Raw genomic sequence first — 16016 nt, forward strand, 5'->3', positions numbered from 1 at the left:
ATCCGCACAGAATCGGGAGTTCGGTATGCCCACTTCGCCTTCGAGTGACCTCACGGCCCTGGAATCGGCCCTCGCCGAGATACGCGAACTCCAGGACGCCGCGTGGCCACCGCAGGTACCGCGGACAGTCGAGTACCCGATCGAGGGCCGCACCGTGATCGACTACCTGCGGCACTGGGCGACGGCACGACCGCAGACTGTCGCGATCGACTTCTACGGTCGTGCGATCACCTACGCCGAACTCGACGAACTCTCCGACCGCTTCGCCGGCTGGCTTCTGCAGCGGGGCGCGTCCGCCGGTGACCGCGTCGGAGTCCATCTCACCAACTGTCCGCAGTTCCATGTGGCGATGCTCGGGATCCTGAAGATCGGCGCCGTCCACGTCCCGATCAATCCGCTGTTCCGGGAGCACGAACTCGCGTACGAACTCGACGACGCCGGCGTGGAGGTCCTGCTGACGCAGGATTCGTTCGCGGCCATGATCGAATCCGTGCGCGACCAGACGGCGTTGCGGCACGTCGCGATCACCGCCCTGTCGGACCTGCTGCCCGCCGAACCCGGCGTCGCACCGCCGTTCCCCCTCACCTCCGCGCCCACCGACTGGGCGGAGATCGTGAACTCCGCACGCGCCGAGCCTATTCCGATGGACCCCGACGCGTTGGCGGCACTGAACTACACCGGAGGCACCACCGGGATGCCGAAGGGCTGCAAACACACCCAGGCGCACATGGTCTACACCGCAGCCACCGCGACACTGGCCGGCGGCAGGCAGGTGGGCGAGGCTCCCCCGGTGGTCCTCGGGTTCCTGCCCATCTTCTGGATCGCCGGCGAGGACTTCGGCATCCTGTATCCGCTGATCAACGGCGGCACCGTGGTGCTCCTCAACCGCTGGGACCCGGATGCCGCGGCGACCCTCGTCGACAGTCGTGGGGTGACGTCGATGGTCGGGACGGTCGACAACTATGTCGAACTGATGGATTTGCCCGGCTTCACCGAACGTGATTTCTCCACGCTGGACAACGCGATGGCCGTGTCGTTCGTGCTCAAGCTCGACCCCGCGATTCGCGGCCGCTGGCGCGACGCCACTGGGCACGTGCTGCGGGAGGCCAGCTACGGGATGACGGAGACGCACACCGCCGACACCATCACACTCGGTTTCCAGACCGACGACGAAGACCTGCTCAGCGAACCCGTGTTCTGCGGACTCCCGGTTCCGGGCACCGACGTGCTGATCGTCGACGAGGCCGGGGCGCCCGTGCCGGTGGGGCAAGCCGGACAGATCGTCGTGCGCAGTCCGTCGCTGCTCACCGGTTACTACGGCAAACCCGACGCCACCGCTGCCGCGCTCCGCGACGGATGGCTCCAGACCGGCGACGTCGGCAAGCTGAACGATAAGGGCGCACTGCACTATCTGGCGCGCAACAAGGAAATGATCAAGACCAACGGAATGAGCGTGTTCCCCTCCGAGGTCGAGGCACTGCTCATGCTGCACCCCGACATCCAGTCGGCCGCGGTGGTGCCGAAGCCCGATCCGGGCAAAGGCCAGGTGCCGTTCGCGTTCGTTCAGCTCCTGCCCGACCGTGAGGTCTCGGGCGAGGAACTGCGAGAGTGGGCCGCCCGGAACATGGCCACCTACAAGGTGCCCACCGTCGAGGTGCTCGACGCACTACCCATGACAGCGACCGGGAAGGTCCGCAAGGCCGACCTGTTCGCCCTGGCCGAGGAGTACAAGTGACCCTGCTGGTCGCCAACCGTGGCGAGATCGCGCTCCGCATCATCCGCACCGCCGAGGAGATGTCGGTCGACACCGTCGCCGTCTACGCGGAGGACGACGCGGACAGCCCCCACGTGCGCGCGGCAACCGAAGCGGTCGCGCTCCGCGGTTCCGGCCCGTCCGCCTACCTGGATCCTCGGGCCATTCTCGACGCGGCCGCCGAGTTCGGTGCCACGGCAGTGCATCCCGGATACGGATTCCTCAGCGAGAACGCCGCTTTCGCACGCGCCTGCGCCGAGGCCGGACTGGCCTTCGTGGGTCCGAGCCCCGACGTGCTCGACATCTTCGGCGACAAGTCGTCGGCGCGTGAGGCCGCGGTGGCCGCGAAGGTGCCGGTGCTCGCCGCGACCAACGGTCCCACCGACCTGGACGGCGTCCGCGCGTTCTTCGCGGAACACCCGGGCGGCATCATGATCAAGGCGCTCGCGGGCGGCGGCGGTCGCGGCATCCGTGCCGTCCGCAGCTCGGACCGGATCGAGGAGGAGTACCGGCTGTGCGCGTCCGAGGCGCAACTCGGATTCGGCAACCCCGCACTGTTCGCCGAGGCACTCCTTGACGGCGCCCGGCACATCGAGGTGCAGGTGGTGGCGGCCCCTCAGGCGGGCGTGACGCGGGCCAGGGCCGTCGGTGACCGCGACTGCAGCGTGCAGCGCCGCCACCAGAAACTCGTCGAGATCGCCCCCGCGCAGGGGCTCGACCCGGGACTGCGCAGCGAACTGCACGAGGCCGCGGCCCGGCTGTGCGCCAGTGTCGGGTACCGGGGACTCGCCACCGTCGAATTCCTGGTGTCCCGGGACGGCTTCGTGTTCCTGGAGGTCAATCCCCGAATCCAGGTGGAGCACACGGTCACCGAGGAGGTGACGGGGATCGACCTCGTCGCCGCGCAGATCGACATCGCCCGGGGTGCGGACTACGGGGATCTGTCGCTGCCCGAGGGCGTCAGCGCCGTGGGGCTCGACACGTCGGGCACCCCCGCTGCCGCGCGCGGAATCGCCGTCCAGGCCCGCGTCAACATGGAGACGATGCGCCCCGACGGTCAGGCCGTTCCCGCCGCGGGCACCTTGTCCGTCTTCTCGCCGCCGACGGGACCGGGTGTGCGCGTCGACACCTACGGCCGGCCCGGACTGTCGCCGAGCCCGCGGTACGACTCGCTCCTCGCGAAGGTGATCGTGCATTCGCGGGGCCCGTCGTTCTCGGCCGCGGTGCGCAAGGCGGATGCGGCGCTCGCCGAGTTCGTCGTCGAGGGCGTCCCCACCAATATCGGCTTCCTCCGGGCGATTCTGGCGGATCCCGGCTTCGCCGACGGCGTCGTCGGCACCGACCATCTGACTGAGCGGATGAGCGCGCTCGTCGACGCCGCGCACGTGCACCAGCCGGCGGAGGTGGCGTCGGAAGCACTCGAGTTGCGGGCGGGTGAGGACGTGCTGCGCGCCCACATGGCCGGGACCGTCGTGGAGTCGGCCGGCGACGGTGCAACGGTGGAGTCGGGTGCCCAGCTCGTGGTGCTCGAGGCCATGAAGATGCAGCACGTGATCGCCGCACCCGCCGGTGCGGTGGTCGAGCGGAATCTCGTGTCGCCCGGGCAGAACGTCAACGCCGGCGACCCGCTGGTCGTGATCCGCCGCACGGGATCGGAGGCCGGCGACGTCGCCGACAGCGCAACCGATCTGGATCGTGAGCGCGCGGACCTGGCGGAGATCCGGCAGCGGCACGAGGTGACCCTCGACGCCGCCCGGCCCGCCGCGATCGCGAAACGCACGAAACTCGGGAGGCGCAGCGCACGCGCCAACATCGACGATCTGGTCGACCCCGGCAGCTTCGTCGAATACGGACCGCTCGTCCTGGCCGCGCAGCGCAGCCGCCGCTCCGAGCAGGACCTGATCGAGAACACCCCCGCCGACGGTCTCGTCGCCGGGCTCGCCACCGTCAACGGTGACGTGTTCGGTTCGCGCGACGCCCAGGCGGTCGTGCTGTCGTACGACTACACGGTGCTCGCCGGAACCCAGGGCATGCGCAACCACGCGAAGACGGACCGGGTGATCGAACTCGCCGGCCGCAAGCAGGTCCCGGTCGTCCTGTTCGCCGAGGGCGGCGGCGGACGGCCGGGCGACACCGATGCCGGCCCGGCAGCAGGGTTGGACCTGAACACCTTCCGGTCGCTGGCGGCACTGAACGGGAAAGTTCCGCTGGTGTCAGTGGTCTCCGGCCGCTGCTTCGCGGGCAACGCCGCCCTCGCCGGAGTCTGCGACGTCCTCATCGCCACCCCCGACGCGAACATCGGCATGGGCGGCCCGGCAATGGTGGAGGGCGGCGGACTGGGTGTGTACCGGCCGGAGGACATCGGACCCGTCGACGTGCAGCGGCGCAACGGCGTCATCGATCTGCTCGCCCGGGACGAGGCGCACGCCGTCGAACTGGCCAGGAAGTACCTGTCGTACTTCCAGGGCGCACTCCCCGACTGGGAGGCCCCCGACGAGCGGCTCGCACGCCACGTCGTCCCGGAGAACCGGTTGCGCGCCTACGACGTTCGCAGTGCCGTGGAATCCATCGCCGATGTCGGCTCGGTCCTCGAACTACGCCGCGACCACGGCGTCGGCATCGTCACCGCGCTGATCCGGGTGGAAGGGGCGCCGTACGGGCTGGTCGCGAACAGCAGCCACCACCTCGGCGGCGCGATCGACGCGGTCGCGGCAGACAAGATGGCCCGCTTCCTGGAGCTGTGCGAATCGTTCGGTCTGCCCGTCGTCTCGCTGTGCGACACACCGGGATTCATGGTCGGCCCCGACTCGGAGAAGGAGGCCACGGTTCGCCGGTTCGGCAAGCTGTTCGTCGCGGGCGCGCGAATGACCGTGCCGTACGGGACCATCATCCTGCGCAAGGGGTACGGCCTCGGCGCGATGGCCATGGCGGGCGGCTCCTTCCACGCGTCCGAGTTCACGATCGCGTGGCCGACCGGCGAGATCGGGGCCATGGGGCTGGAGGGCGCGGTGCGGCTCGGATTCCGGAAGGAACTCGAGGCCATCGACGACCCCGCCGAGCGCGACACCGCGTTCGCGCAACTCGTCGACGCCGCCTACCAGCACGGGAAGGCCTTGAACGCGGCGACGATCTTCGAACTCGACGACGTGATCGACCCGGCCGACTCCCGTGCCTGGATCGTGCGCCTCCGGCACCCGTGAGTACTTATTAACCGCGGGACGTTAATAAGTACTCACAGGGGCGACGCCCACGACGGCCCGGCCGGAGTAGGTGCCTGCGCGCACCTGGTCGATCACCGAGACGACGTCGGCGATCGGAACCTCGTGGGTGATCGACTCGAGCCGGGACGGCGCGAGGTCGGACGCCAGACGGCCCCACAGCCGGCGCCGCTGCTCGATCGGGTACTGCACCGAATCGATGCCGAGCAGGCTGACACCCCGCAGGATGAACGGCAGGACCGTGGTCTCCAACTTCGGTCCGCCGGTCAGCCCACTCGCCGCGACCGCGCCCCCGTACTCGATGGTGCTGAGCACGTGGGCGAGGGTGGCGCCGCCGACGCAGTCGACGGCGGCGGCCCACTGGGCCTTGCCGAGCGGACGCGGTTTCGTGTCGGGCTCCGGGAGGCGGCCGATCACCTTGCTTGCGCCCAGTTCGGTGAGCAGTTCCGCCTTCTCCGGCTTTCCGCTCGACGCGACGACCTCGAAGCCCGCCGCGGACAGCAGGTCGATCGCGACGGTGCCGACGCCGCCACTCGCACCGGTCACGAGCACCGGACCGTTGCCCGGCTCGACTCCGCGGGACAGCAGCGCCTCCACGCTCATCGCGGCCGTGAAACCGGCGGTCCCGATCGCGGCGGCGGTGCGGGTGGACATGCCGTCGAGTTTCACCACCCAGTCGGCCGGGACGCGGGCGAACTGCGCGTACCCGCCGTGACGGGCGGTGCCGATGTCGTAACCGTGCGCGACGACCGTGTCACCGACGGAGAACTCCGGGGACTGCGACTCGACGACCGTGCCTGCCACGTCGATGCCGGGCACGATGGGGTACTCGCGGACCACTCCACCCTTCGGTGTCAGCGCCAGTGCGTCCTTGAAGTTCACGCTGGAGTACTCGACCTGGATGGTGACCTCGCCCGGCGGCAGGAACGACTCGTCGACCGTCTCCTGGGAGAGGCCGATGGCGCCCTCGTTCTCGCGAGCGATCCAGGCGGTGAATTCCTTCATCAGCTTGCTCTCCTGACCTCGGGGGTGCGTCGAGACCATCATGCGACAGCCGTGTCCCGCAGACGAGGCCGGGGCGACGATCCCCGGATCAGAACCGCAAGAGCACCTTGCTCGACGAGGACGCATCCCTGGCTGACGCGAAGGCGGTGAGCGCATCGGCGACGTCGTACTCCGCCGTGACGATCGGATCCACCGCGAGGGAGCCGTCGGCGAGGGCGGCCACCACCTCGTCGATCTCGTCGTTGAACCGGAACGAGCCGACCAGATCGAGTTCCCTGGTGATCGCGATCGACACGGGTACCGGCTGATCCCCCGAGGGAAGCAGACCGACCATCACGACGCGGCCACCGCGGGCCGTCCCGTGGATCGCCGATGCCAGACCGCGATGGTTGCCGGAGCATTCGATGGTGACGTCCGCTTCCACCGCCGCGACTGCGTCGGCATCGGCGGCGGTGAGCGTCGCGTCCGCACCCACGGCACGCGCGATCCTCAGCGGGTACTCGTGCATGTCCACCGCGGTGATCTTCCCGGCGCCCGCCCGCTTCAGCACTGCCACGACGAGCGCGCCGATGGGTCCGGCACCGATGACGAGGACCGACCGGTCCTTCACCTCCCCTGCCCGCGCGACCGCGTGCCACGCCACGCTCGCCGGCTCGGCCAGTGACGCCAGACGAAGATCGAGACCGTCGGGAAGGACCCGGAGCATGCGGGTCGGGACGGCGACGTGGCTGACGAACAACCCGTCCGCGTGCGGGAAATGTGCCGCGCTGCCCAGGTACGTGCATCCGGGCGAGATGTTGGGGCGATCGGCCGGATATTTCGCGCTGTCGCCGCCGGGGGTCGCGGGATGGATGGTGACGGGGGTGCCTGCGCCGGGACCGGTTCCGTCTTTCGCGCCGATCAGGACGGTTCCCGACGCCTCGTGTCCGAGCCGCATCGGTGCGCGAAGGATCGATTCGCCGGCGGCGCCGTGCTGCCAGTAGTGGAGGTCGGATCCGCAGATCCCGCCATAGGCTATGCGGATCACCGCTTCGTCCGGTTTCGGTGCGGCGATCGGCACCTCCTCCACGCGCAGGTCCTGCGCACCGTGGGCGACGACCGCCTGCGCGTGCGTAGGAACCTCGGTGGCGTGTGAAGCGGCGGTCGGGCTGGTGTTCATCGGTGAAGTCCAGTTCTGTCGGAGGTCGGAGCCTGTCATCTGGTGACGGGTTCCGCGGTGGTGAGGAGCCCGAGTTCGTCCCGGCGCGGCATGCCCTCCCAGTCGCCGGACACGGTGCACGCGAACGCCCCGACCGTCACAGCGGTTCTCAGGCGGTCGGCGGGTGCCTCACCGGCCAGTCGTTCCGCGAGGTAGCCGGCGACGAAACCGTCTCCGGCCCCGACGGAGTCGACCACGCTCACCGGCACCGCGGGCAGGGAGTACGTCTCTCCGTCGACCATCGCGAGGCATCCCTGGTCGCCCAGCTTCAGGATGCTTTCGCGTGGTCCGAGGTCGCGGACTCGGGCGACGAGTTCGGCGGGGGTGCCCTCGCCCACCGCGATCGCAGCCTCGTCCTCACCTGCGAAGACGATGTCCGACAACGCGATCAGCTCACGGAAGACGGGGGCCGCGTCGTCCGGCGACCACAGCGCGCGGCGATAGTTGAGATCGAACGACACCGGAATGCCCAGTGCGCGCGCCCGTTCGACGCAGTGCAGGGTGGTCTTCCTGGCGGTGTCGGACAGGGCAGGGGTGATGCCGGTGACGTGCAGCAGGGACGCCGACTCGAGGTGGTCGTCCGCGATGTCCGACATCGTGAGCCGCGACCCCGCGCTGCCGGTCCGGTAATACCAGACGCGGGTGGCGGTGGCGGTTCGCCGCTCCTTCACCATCAGTCCGGTCGGAGCATCCGGATCGCGGATGACGTCGGCGGTGATTCCCTCGGCCCGGAGTTCCCGTTCGATCAGGTCACCCAAACTGTCCTGGCCGACGCGCCCGATCCAGGTGACGTCGACGCCGAGTCGCCGCAGCGCGATCGCGAAGTTCGATTCGGCGCCGCCGATTCCCAGGTGGAGCGTGGCGGTGTGGGCGAGCGGTCCGGTGTCCACCGCCCTGGTGAGGGCCATCGTCTCGCCGAATGTCAGCACCGTCATCACGAGACCTCCAGTTCGGCGACGACGTCGCCGAGGCGCCGGCATCGTTCGGCCAGCTGCCCGAGGTCGCCGCCGCGGAGTGCGTCCCCGATCAGCGGTCCGCCGAGGCTGACCGCCGCCGCTCCGGCCGCGAACCACGCGGGGACGTCCTCGATGCCCACCCCACCCGAGGGAACCACCTGGATGTCGGGGAAGGGGCCGCGCAGGTGCCCGATGTACTCCGGCCCGACTACCGACGCCGGGAACAGCTTCACGGCAGTCGCACCCGCGTCCCATCCGTTCCACAGTTCGGTCGGGGTGAATCCGCCGGGGTAGATCGGAACTCCGGCACGGACGGCCGTGGCGATGACGTCGAGGTTGGTCGTCGGCGTCACGAGGAAGTCGGCACCCACGTCGAGGGCGGCGCGGGCCTGGTCGACGGTGGTGACCGTCCCGACCCCGATCTCGACGCCGTCGGGTGCGGTGCGCCGGATGCTGCTCAGGGACTCGAGGGTGCCGGGCGTGCTCATCGTCAGCTCGACGGCGCGCACCCCGTTCTCGGCGAGGACGGTCACCACGGGGGCATACCGGTCGGCGTGCGCGGCGCGCAGCACCGCGATGACGGGGGCGATCATGCCGCCGTCACCTCCCGGTCGGTGGAGTTGGCGGCCAGCGTGAGGTCGCGGTCGCGGGTTTCCGGTGCCATCGTCGAGGCGATCAGAACGGTCACGGCCATCACGATCATGTAGACGGCCACGGGGATCCACGAGCCGGAGAAGGCCGTGACGAGGGCCGCGCAGATCAGTGGTGCGACACCGCCCCCGAAGATCGAGGCGAATTCACGGCCGAGAGTGACGCCGGCGTAGCGGTAGCGGGAGCCGAAGATTTCCGGGAAGTAGCTCATGGTGACGCCGACGGCGCCCTGGCAGGCCAGGATGAAGCCGACGATCATCGCCATCGTGATCAGCAGGTGTGAGCCGGTGTTCAGGGCCAGGAAGGTCGGCACCGGCAGGATGATCAGGGCGATCACGATCGAGATGTAGACCGGCTTGCGGCCCACCCGGTCGGACAGACGCCCGAACCCGTATGCCGCGATGCCGCCGCAGATGGCCCCGACCAGCAGCACCTTGGGAATGAACGTGGGGTCGACGTGCACGTCGTTCTTGAGGTACGACGCCATGAACACCTGGTACGTGTACGACTGCGCGCTGATGCCGATCGTCATGAACATGACGATGAACAGCGGCTTCTTGCCGTTCGCGAAGATCTCCTTCACCGGCGTCTTCGGAACCTGGTGCTGCTCCTTGAGTTCCTGGAACACCGGGCTCTCGTTGAGCTTGCGACGAATGACGAACGCGGCGACCGTGACGAACAGACTGCTGATGAAGACGAGACGCCAGCCCCAGGACATGAGCTGCTCTTCCGGCAAAAGCTGCGCGGCGATCCACGCGACTGCGCCGAGCGCCGTGCCCAGTGCGGCTCCCGTCATCACCAGGGCGGCGAGCCTACCTCGCCTGCCTATCTGTGCCGTCTCCGTCAGAAGGGTTGCACCGCCGGACTGTTCGGCTCCCGCTCCGAACCCCTGGAAGAATCGGCATGCGACGAGGAGCGCGGGTGCGAGCAGCCCGACCTGACTGTAAGTGGGCAGCAGGCCGATACCCAGTGTCGCGCCGCCCATCAGCATCAGCGTCGCGACGAGCACCCACTTGCGGCCGAGACGCTCTCCGTACCGCGAGAAGAACAGGCCGCCGAGCGGCCGGGCGAGAAACCCGACGGCGTAGGCGCTGAAGCTCGCGAGGATGCCCGCCGCGGGCGAGATGTTCGGGAAGAACAGGGTGTTGAAGATCAGCGCCGAAGCGGTGCCGTAGATGACGAAGTCGTACTGCTCGAGCGTGGTGCCGATGAGCCCCGCCCACGCCGCCCGGCGGACCGCGGACGGGTCTGTCTGGGGTGTACCGCCACCGCGGCCGGGAGTTTTCGGGTTCACCGTGGGGTCGAGTGTAGTGTCCATGGATTCCTCCATTGGTGGTCCCGGAATAGTCCGGGCAAGGGGTGAGGGAGTCAGATGGTCGCGCTGGACCGCAGCGACGTGATCGTCCCGAGGTCCGGGACCGGGTCGGATGCTTCGCCGGCGGCGACTGCCGGCCCGTGACGGACGATGATGTCGACGAAGTCGGCGATCCGCGAGACGAAGTCGGTGTGCGAAGCGAGAGTGCTGGGAAACAGACCTCCGTCGACGAAGACGGAGCGAACGAATTCGGTAGTGGACGCGGCGTTGTCGGCCATTCCTGCCAGGCGCGGTCGAGCGGGGTCGGTCATGGATCGTGCGTGGGGGCCGGGATCGAACCCGGGCGGCGGGGCGATGCAGCAGAGGTATGCCGCCACCGTCAGAGAAAGGTACTGCGGGACCGTACCGCGGCCGAGGTGTTCGAGCGCGGGGATCGGGATGCGCTGCGTCAGTTTGACCGATCCGTCGGATCCGACCTGCGAGGTGCGATGTCCCAGAGCGGTATTGGACCAACGCGAGAACAGCTGCCGGATGTAGTCGTCCGTGTCCACCGATGCGGGAACGGTGACCGTCGGCAGGTACTCGTCGCAGAGGATCCGCCGCGCTGCGGCCTCGACGAACGGTTGCGCAACGGACTCGGGGATGGTGGCGCGCCCGTCGAGTGCGCCGAGGTAGGCGATGAGCGAATGTGTCCCGTTGAGCAGTCGGACCTTCATCAGCTCGTACGGCTCGACGTCGTCGGTGAACAGCGCGCCACCGTGCTCCCAGGCGGGACGGCCGGCGGGGAACCGCTCCTCCATGACCCACATCGTGAACGGCTCCGCGGGGACGGCGATCGTGTCGCGCACGCCGAGGTGTGCCCGTGCCGTCGCGTTGTAGCGGTCCGAGCCGGACGGCACGATCCGGTCCACCATGGAGTTGGGGAACGTCACGGACGAGTTCATCCAGGACAGCAGGTCGTCGCGGAGAGGTGGGGCGAACGTGCCGACGAACTCGCGGACGAGTCTTTCGGTCTGGCGCCCGTTGGACAGCAGGTTGTCGCAGCTGAGGATCGTGACCGGGGCGGCGTGTGTGCTCGCCCGCAGGGCCAGTCCGCGGGCGATCTGCCCGATCGTGGTGCGGGGCGTCCGCACCTCGCCGAGGTCGCGGCGAACGACGTCGGAATCGAGGTCGAGGGACCCGGTTTCGGGTGACACCGTGTACCCGTGTTCGGTCACCGTGATCGTGACGATCTTCGTCGCCGGGTCCGCGATCGCGCGGACGACCGACTCCGGGTCCTGCTCGGCCACCAGCGTTCCGGTGTGCGAACCCGGGACGCTCACACGAGCACCGTCCGGCGAGATCTCGACGACGCCGTACAAGAGGTCCTGCGCGTTCATCGCGTCGGCGACGGTGCTCGAGCGGCTCGCCACACCGAGAATGCCCCACGGTCCGGGTTCCCGTTCCATCGCGAGCGCGGTGTACACCGCCTGGTGTGCGCGGTGGAAGTTGCCGAGGCCCAGGTGAACGATCCCGGTCCCCTCCGGTACCCGCCGGTGAATCAACGCCGCAGCGGAAACGTTTCGGCGCGAAAGTGTCGGTTCGGACATGCTCGTCACCAATCCGTCATAGAGCCGTCGCGGCGCCGGGCGACCGGGAGATAGGCCTGCTCGTACGGATACTGCTCCGCGAGTTCCTCGTTCATGCTCACTCCGATGCCCGGAACGTCGCCGGGGGTGAGGTGCCCGTCCGAGAACGACCACGCGTGGGGGAAGACCTCGCTGACGAGCGGGTCGTAACCCATGTATTCCTGGATTCCGAAGTTCGGCGTCGCGAGACCGAGGTGCAGACTCGCTCCCAGGGAGATCGGCGAGACGTCCGACGGGCCGTGCGGTCCGCCGCGAATCTGGTACACCTCGGCGAGCGCGAAGATCTTGCGAACGTGGCTGATTCCGCCCGCGTGGACGATGGCCACCCGGATGAAGTCGATCAGCTGTTCGGTGATCAGGTGCTGGCAATCCCAGATCGTGTTGAAGACCTCCCCGATCGCCAGGGGTGTGGTGGTGTGGTTGCGCACCAGGCGCAGTGCGTCCTGGTTCTCGGCCGGCGTGACGTCCTCGAGCCAGAACAGGTCTACGTGTTCGACCGACTTCCCCAGTCGCGCGGCCTGCTGCGGGGTGAGCCGATGGTGGGCGTCGTGGAGCAATTTGAGTTCGGGGCCGACGTGTTCACGGACGGCTTCGAGGATCCGGGGTGCATGGTTGAGGTACGCGTCGGTGTCCCACACTTCCTCGACCGGCAGGGCGCCGCGACTCGCGGGCTCGTATCCGGCGGCGCCCTGGTGCACGCCGTACACCGAATCCAGTCCGGGAACCCCGGACTGCACTCGAATCGCCTGGAAGCCCGTCGCGCGCTTGGCGTCGACCGAGTCGAGCAACGCGGGCGCGTCCCACCCGGTTGCGTGGGTGTAGGAGAGCACCCGGTCGCGGACGGCACCGCCGAGCAACTGGTAGACGGGCTGACCGAGGGTCTTGCCCTTGATGTCCCAGAGGGCGACGTCGACGGCTCCGATCGCGGCCATCGTGACGGGCCCGCGCCGCCAGTACACGCCGCGGTAGAGGTACTGCCAGGTGTCCTCGATCCGCGCCGCGTCACGCCCGATCAGCAAGGGCGCCACATGGTCCCGGAGATACGACGCGACGGACAGTTCACGGCCGTTGAGCGTGGCGTCACCGTAGCCGACGACGCCGTCGGCCGTGGTGATCTTGAGGGTGACGAAGTTGCGGGTGGGGCTGCAGACCAGCACGTCCGCGGAGATGATCTTGTCGGTCATGCCCGTGATCCTTTCGAGCCGACCGCGGGTGCGACGACGTTGCGCAGTTGCTCACCGCGAGCGAGTCGAGTGATGTTGTCGGCGATGTCGTCGACGCGGCCGACGAAAGTCTGCTGTGAGACTCCGGAAGAATGCGGTGTCATCAGGATGTTGGGGAGTTCGGAGAACGGCAGAGCGCTGGGCCTCCCGCGACCGTCGGGTCCGGGATAGTCGTACCAGACGTCGATGGCCGCAGCGGCGATGGTCGACGAGGACAGTGCGTCGAACAGGGCCTGCTCCTGGACGAGAGGTCCGCGGCCCACGTTGACCAGCACCCCGTCGCTGCCGAGTGCGCGCAGTTCGTCGGCGCCGATCATGCCCCGCGTCCGGTCGTCGAGCGGTGCGGACACCACGACGACATCGGATTCGACGAGGAGACGCCCGAGCTGGGAAACGTCGGCCGCCCAGTCCAGTCCCGCACTCGGCGCGTCGACGTTGCCACGACCGGTCACGGCCGCTCCTGTCGCGCCGAATGCTCGGAACAGAGTCCACGTGGCATGGCCGATGTGGCCGAATCCCACGAAGCCCACCCGCGCGCCCTGCAGCGAATTCGACTGCGTGAGAAGGTCGTCGTAGACCGAGGTCGCCCAGACGCCCTGCCGGAGCGCCGTGTCCTGCGCGACGAAGCCGCGCCGGAGCATCACCGCGGCCGCCACGACGTATTCGGCGATCGACTTCTCGTGATGGAAGGTGTTCGCCACCAGCACGTCCGGTGCCAGGGCATCGAACGCGATGTTGTCCGTGCCGGCACCGGCGACGTGGACGAGACGCAGCCGCTCTGCAGCCGACGCCATGGACGGTGTGAACTTTCCCCCGACGTAGACGTCGGCGTCGCGCAGATCGTCGATCAGGGCGGCCTCGTCGAAGCTGTCGTGCCAGGACAACCGTGCATCGGACGGAACTGCGGCCTCGAGCCGGGGTCGGTGCGGGATCAGGTTGCTGTCGGCAACAACGATTTTCATCTAGCGGCTCTCTTTTCCGGGGCGAAACACCCGATCGTGCGCCGGTCCGGCCGAAGCCCGGACGACCAGTTGAGTGGGGAGATGGATTTCTCGGATATCGGAGTCCGGCTCGTTCGCGCGCTGGAACACCAGGTCCAGACTCAGCACGCCGGCTCGCGCCATCGGCACATTGATGCTTGTGAGCGCGGGGCTGGCGAGTTCGGCCAGCGGCGAGTCGTCGATGCCGACGACGCTCAGGTCCGCTGGCACCGAGAAGCCCATTGCGCGGACGCCGTTCATCACTCCGATGGCCATCGGATCGTTGTGCGTGATCACGGCGCTCGCGCCCGTCGCGATCACGCTCGCCGCTGCGGCGTGACCACCCGCGAGGGTTTCCTGCTGCCAGCCGAGCAGACTCAGCTGCACGTCGCGGGCCTTGCAGAATTCCTCGACCGCGGCGACGCGGCGCTGGTTCGACCAGGATTGAGGCGAGCCCTGGACATACGCGAGGTGCTCGTGTCCGAGGGCGACGAGGTAGTCGATGGCCTGGCGAATTCCGTCTTCCGAATCCGCCACGATGCAATCGCATTCGGGTGACGAGCGGTTGACGAGCACCAAGGGTGTGTCGCCGGCGAGCTGCACGATGTCCGATGCAGGCAGCCGCGGAGCGCAGACCACGAGTGCGTCGACGCGCCCCTGCAACTCGCCGAGAACCTCACGCTCACGGTCGGCGCTGCCGTCGGTGTCGGTGAGGAGCACGGTCTGGCGCCGGTGCCACCCCTGCGCCTGCGCCGCCTTCACGAAGCTCGCGAACACGGTGTGCCCGATGTCGGGTACCACGACCGCGACGGTGGTGGCGGTGGGGCGCACGACGTCGGTGCGGGTCGGTGACGCCGCCCGGTAGCCGATCTCGTCGGCGACCGCGATGATCCGCGCGAGCGTGTCCGGTCCGATCCGGTCCGGGGCACTGAACGCCCGTGACGCGGTGGACAGGGATACCCCTGCGCGTTGTGCGACCTCGGTCAAGGTGGGTGCCACGGTGCTACCGCCTCACTGTTCGTTGTGACTGCCGACACACACTATTCACCCGCTTGCGCAAGATTGTCAATAGTTGCGCAAGGCTTGCAGCAAGCCGTGTGCGTCGTGCGAGTTCACACGTCCAGGAGCGACAACTGCCGATCGGATTCGAACAGCGCGGCCCGGTCGAACGTCGACGTCGAGGCCAGTAGTTCGTCCGCACCGGTACGCGCGGCCAGGGCCTCGAGCGCGACCCTCACCTGCTCGGCGGTGCCGTGAATGGAGTTCGCGATCGAGGCGTCGACCTGTTCGCGCAGCCGCGGAGTCCACGCCTGCCCCCGGATGTCCGCGACCGATTCGAGCGGCGGGAACTCGCCGGTCCGGCTCGACTGTGCCAGCGCCCACGCCTCCGGAAGCAGCAGTTCACGGGCCCGGTCTGCGTCCTCGGCGATCATCACCTCCAGCGAGACGACCACGTACGGGGACCGGTTTCCGGCGGACGGGACGAAGCTGTCGCGGTACCGGTCCAGTTCCGGGACGTTGGCGCCCGACCCTCCGAGTACCGGACCACCGACCACCACCGGCAGACCGGCCTTCGCGGCGAAGTCGAGCCCGCGCCGGGTAGCGAGAACGAACATCGGCGGTGGACTCGTCACGTGGGGCCGGGCCGTCACGGCGCCCTTGCCCTCGAGGTAGCTCCGCACCTCGTCGAGGTCGCCGGCGAACGTGTCGGGGGCGTTGCGGTCGCGGCGCAGCGCCTCGCGTACCGGCTTCGTGAATCCCAGCGACCGTCCGACGCCCAGGTCGATCCGGCCCGGGTAAATCGCCTCGAGCATCAGGAACTGCTCGGCCACCACGAGGGGCTGGTGGTTCGGCAGCATCACACCACCCGAGCCCAGCCGGATCCGGGCGGTGCGGGCACCGAGGGCCGCGAGCAGCACGGGCGGCGACCCACTCGCGATGCCCGGCACGGCGTGGTGCTCGGCCACCCAGAACCGATGGAACCCCAGTTGCTCGGCATGCACCGCCCGCTCGATCGTCCCGGTCAGCGCGGCAGAGTCCGGCGCACCCCGGCGCGTGCGGGACCGGTCCAGAATCGAGAGTTTCACCC

12 protein-coding genes are annotated in these 16016 nt (G+C 68.8%); 2 read left to right on the top strand and 10 right to left on the bottom strand.

Going from position 1 to position 16016, the window contains the following annotated elements:
- Positions 1–25: 25 nt before the first annotated feature.
- Positions 26–1735: an AMP-binding protein gene (locus tag QM841_RS11445; protein ID WP_283332066.1), complete on the top strand. Its 1710-nt coding sequence runs from the start codon at positions 26–28 to the stop codon at positions 1733–1735.
- Entirely contained in the window at positions 1732–4953 is a 3222-nt protein-coding gene (locus QM841_RS11450) for an acetyl-CoA carboxylase family protein (protein WP_283332067.1), read from the top strand. Before QM841_RS11445 ends, QM841_RS11450 begins: the two co-directional genes overlap by 4 nt.
- Before the next feature lie 21 nt (positions 4954–4974).
- On the opposite strand, the gene QM841_RS11455 is transcribed toward QM841_RS11450, so the two are convergent.
- The 10 genes from QM841_RS11455 to QM841_RS11500 all read right to left on the bottom strand — a co-directional run bounded on the left by QM841_RS11455 (position 4975) and on the right by QM841_RS11500 (position 16014).
- Entirely contained in the window at positions 4975–5976 is a 1002-nt protein-coding gene (locus tag QM841_RS11455) for an MDR family oxidoreductase (RefSeq protein WP_283332068.1), read from the bottom strand.
- An 88-nt stretch (positions 5977–6064) separates the two neighbouring features.
- Positions 6065–7135, bottom strand: a complete 1071-nt coding sequence (locus tag QM841_RS11460) for an L-idonate 5-dehydrogenase (RefSeq protein ID WP_283332069.1) — start codon at positions 7133–7135, stop codon at positions 6065–6067.
- A gap of 35 nt (positions 7136–7170) precedes the next feature.
- Positions 7171–8109, bottom strand: coding sequence for a sugar kinase (locus QM841_RS11465; protein WP_283332070.1), 939 nt, complete (start codon positions 8107–8109; stop codon positions 7171–7173).
- Complete coding sequence (locus tag QM841_RS11470; RefSeq protein ID WP_283332071.1) at positions 8109–8723, bottom strand: bifunctional 4-hydroxy-2-oxoglutarate aldolase/2-dehydro-3-deoxy-phosphogluconate aldolase; 615 nt, start codon at positions 8721–8723, stop codon at positions 8109–8111. The genes QM841_RS11465 and QM841_RS11470 overlap by 1 nt, the downstream gene beginning before the upstream one ends.
- Complete coding sequence (locus QM841_RS11475) at positions 8720–10099, bottom strand: MFS transporter (protein ID WP_280781293.1); 1380 nt, start codon at positions 10097–10099, stop codon at positions 8720–8722. The genes QM841_RS11470 and QM841_RS11475 overlap by 4 nt, the downstream gene beginning before the upstream one ends.
- A gap of 50 nt (positions 10100–10149) precedes the next feature.
- A complete protein-coding gene (locus QM841_RS11480; protein WP_283332072.1) occupies positions 10150–11685 on the bottom strand; it encodes a mannitol dehydrogenase family protein in 1536 nt (511 codons plus the stop codon).
- A 5-nt stretch (positions 11686–11690) separates the two neighbouring features.
- Positions 11691–12908, bottom strand: coding sequence for a D-mannonate dehydratase ManD (gene manD / locus QM841_RS11485; protein ID WP_283332073.1), 1218 nt, complete (start codon positions 12906–12908; stop codon positions 11691–11693).
- Positions 12905–13909, bottom strand: a complete 1005-nt coding sequence (locus tag QM841_RS11490; protein ID WP_283332074.1) for a 2-hydroxyacid dehydrogenase — start codon at positions 13907–13909, stop codon at positions 12905–12907. Before QM841_RS11490 ends, manD begins: the two co-directional genes overlap by 4 nt.
- A complete protein-coding gene (locus tag QM841_RS11495; RefSeq protein WP_005250920.1) occupies positions 13910–14926 on the bottom strand; it encodes a LacI family DNA-binding transcriptional regulator in 1017 nt (338 codons plus the stop codon).
- A 113-nt stretch (positions 14927–15039) separates the two neighbouring features.
- The gene (locus QM841_RS11500; protein ID WP_283332075.1) at positions 15040–16014 is read right to left on the bottom strand and encodes an MsnO8 family LLM class oxidoreductase; all 975 of its coding nucleotides are present in this window, start codon (positions 16012–16014) and stop codon (positions 15040–15042) included.
- Positions 16015–16016: the final 2 nt, after the last annotated feature.

This window comes from Rhodococcus sp. IEGM 1307 (assembly GCF_030056915.1).
In the GTDB taxonomy this organism is placed as follows: Bacteria; Actinomycetota; Actinomycetes; order Mycobacteriales; family Mycobacteriaceae; genus Rhodococcus_F; species Rhodococcus_F opacus_D.

Bases quoted from the DNA above. Each gene is read 5' to 3' on its own strand.
- QM841_RS11445 (WP_283332066.1), top strand. From the start codon at position 26: ATGCCCACTTCGCCTTCGAGTGACCTCACGGCCCTGGAATCGGCCCTC.
- QM841_RS11455 (WP_283332068.1), bottom strand. From the start codon at position 5,976: ATGAAGGAATTCACCGCCTGGATCGCTCGCGAGAACGAGGGCGCCATC.
- QM841_RS11460 (WP_283332069.1), bottom strand. From the start codon at position 7,135: ATGAACACCAGCCCGACCGCCGCTTCACACGCCACCGAGGTTCCTACG.
- QM841_RS11465 (WP_283332070.1), bottom strand. From the start codon at position 8,109: ATGACGGTGCTGACATTCGGCGAGACGATGGCCCTCACCAGGGCGGTG.
- QM841_RS11470 (WP_283332071.1), bottom strand. From the start codon at position 8,723: ATGATCGCCCCCGTCATCGCGGTGCTGCGCGCCGCGCACGCCGACCGG.
- QM841_RS11475 (WP_280781293.1), bottom strand. From the start codon at position 10,099: ATGGACACTACACTCGACCCCACGGTGAACCCGAAAACTCCCGGCCGC.
- QM841_RS11480 (WP_283332072.1), bottom strand. From the start codon at position 11,685: ATGTCCGAACCGACACTTTCGCGCCGAAACGTTTCCGCTGCGGCGTTG.
- manD (WP_283332073.1), bottom strand. From the start codon at position 12,908: ATGACCGACAAGATCATCTCCGCGGACGTGCTGGTCTGCAGCCCCACC.
- QM841_RS11490 (WP_283332074.1), bottom strand. From the start codon at position 13,909: ATGAAAATCGTTGTTGCCGACAGCAACCTGATCCCGCACCGACCCCGG.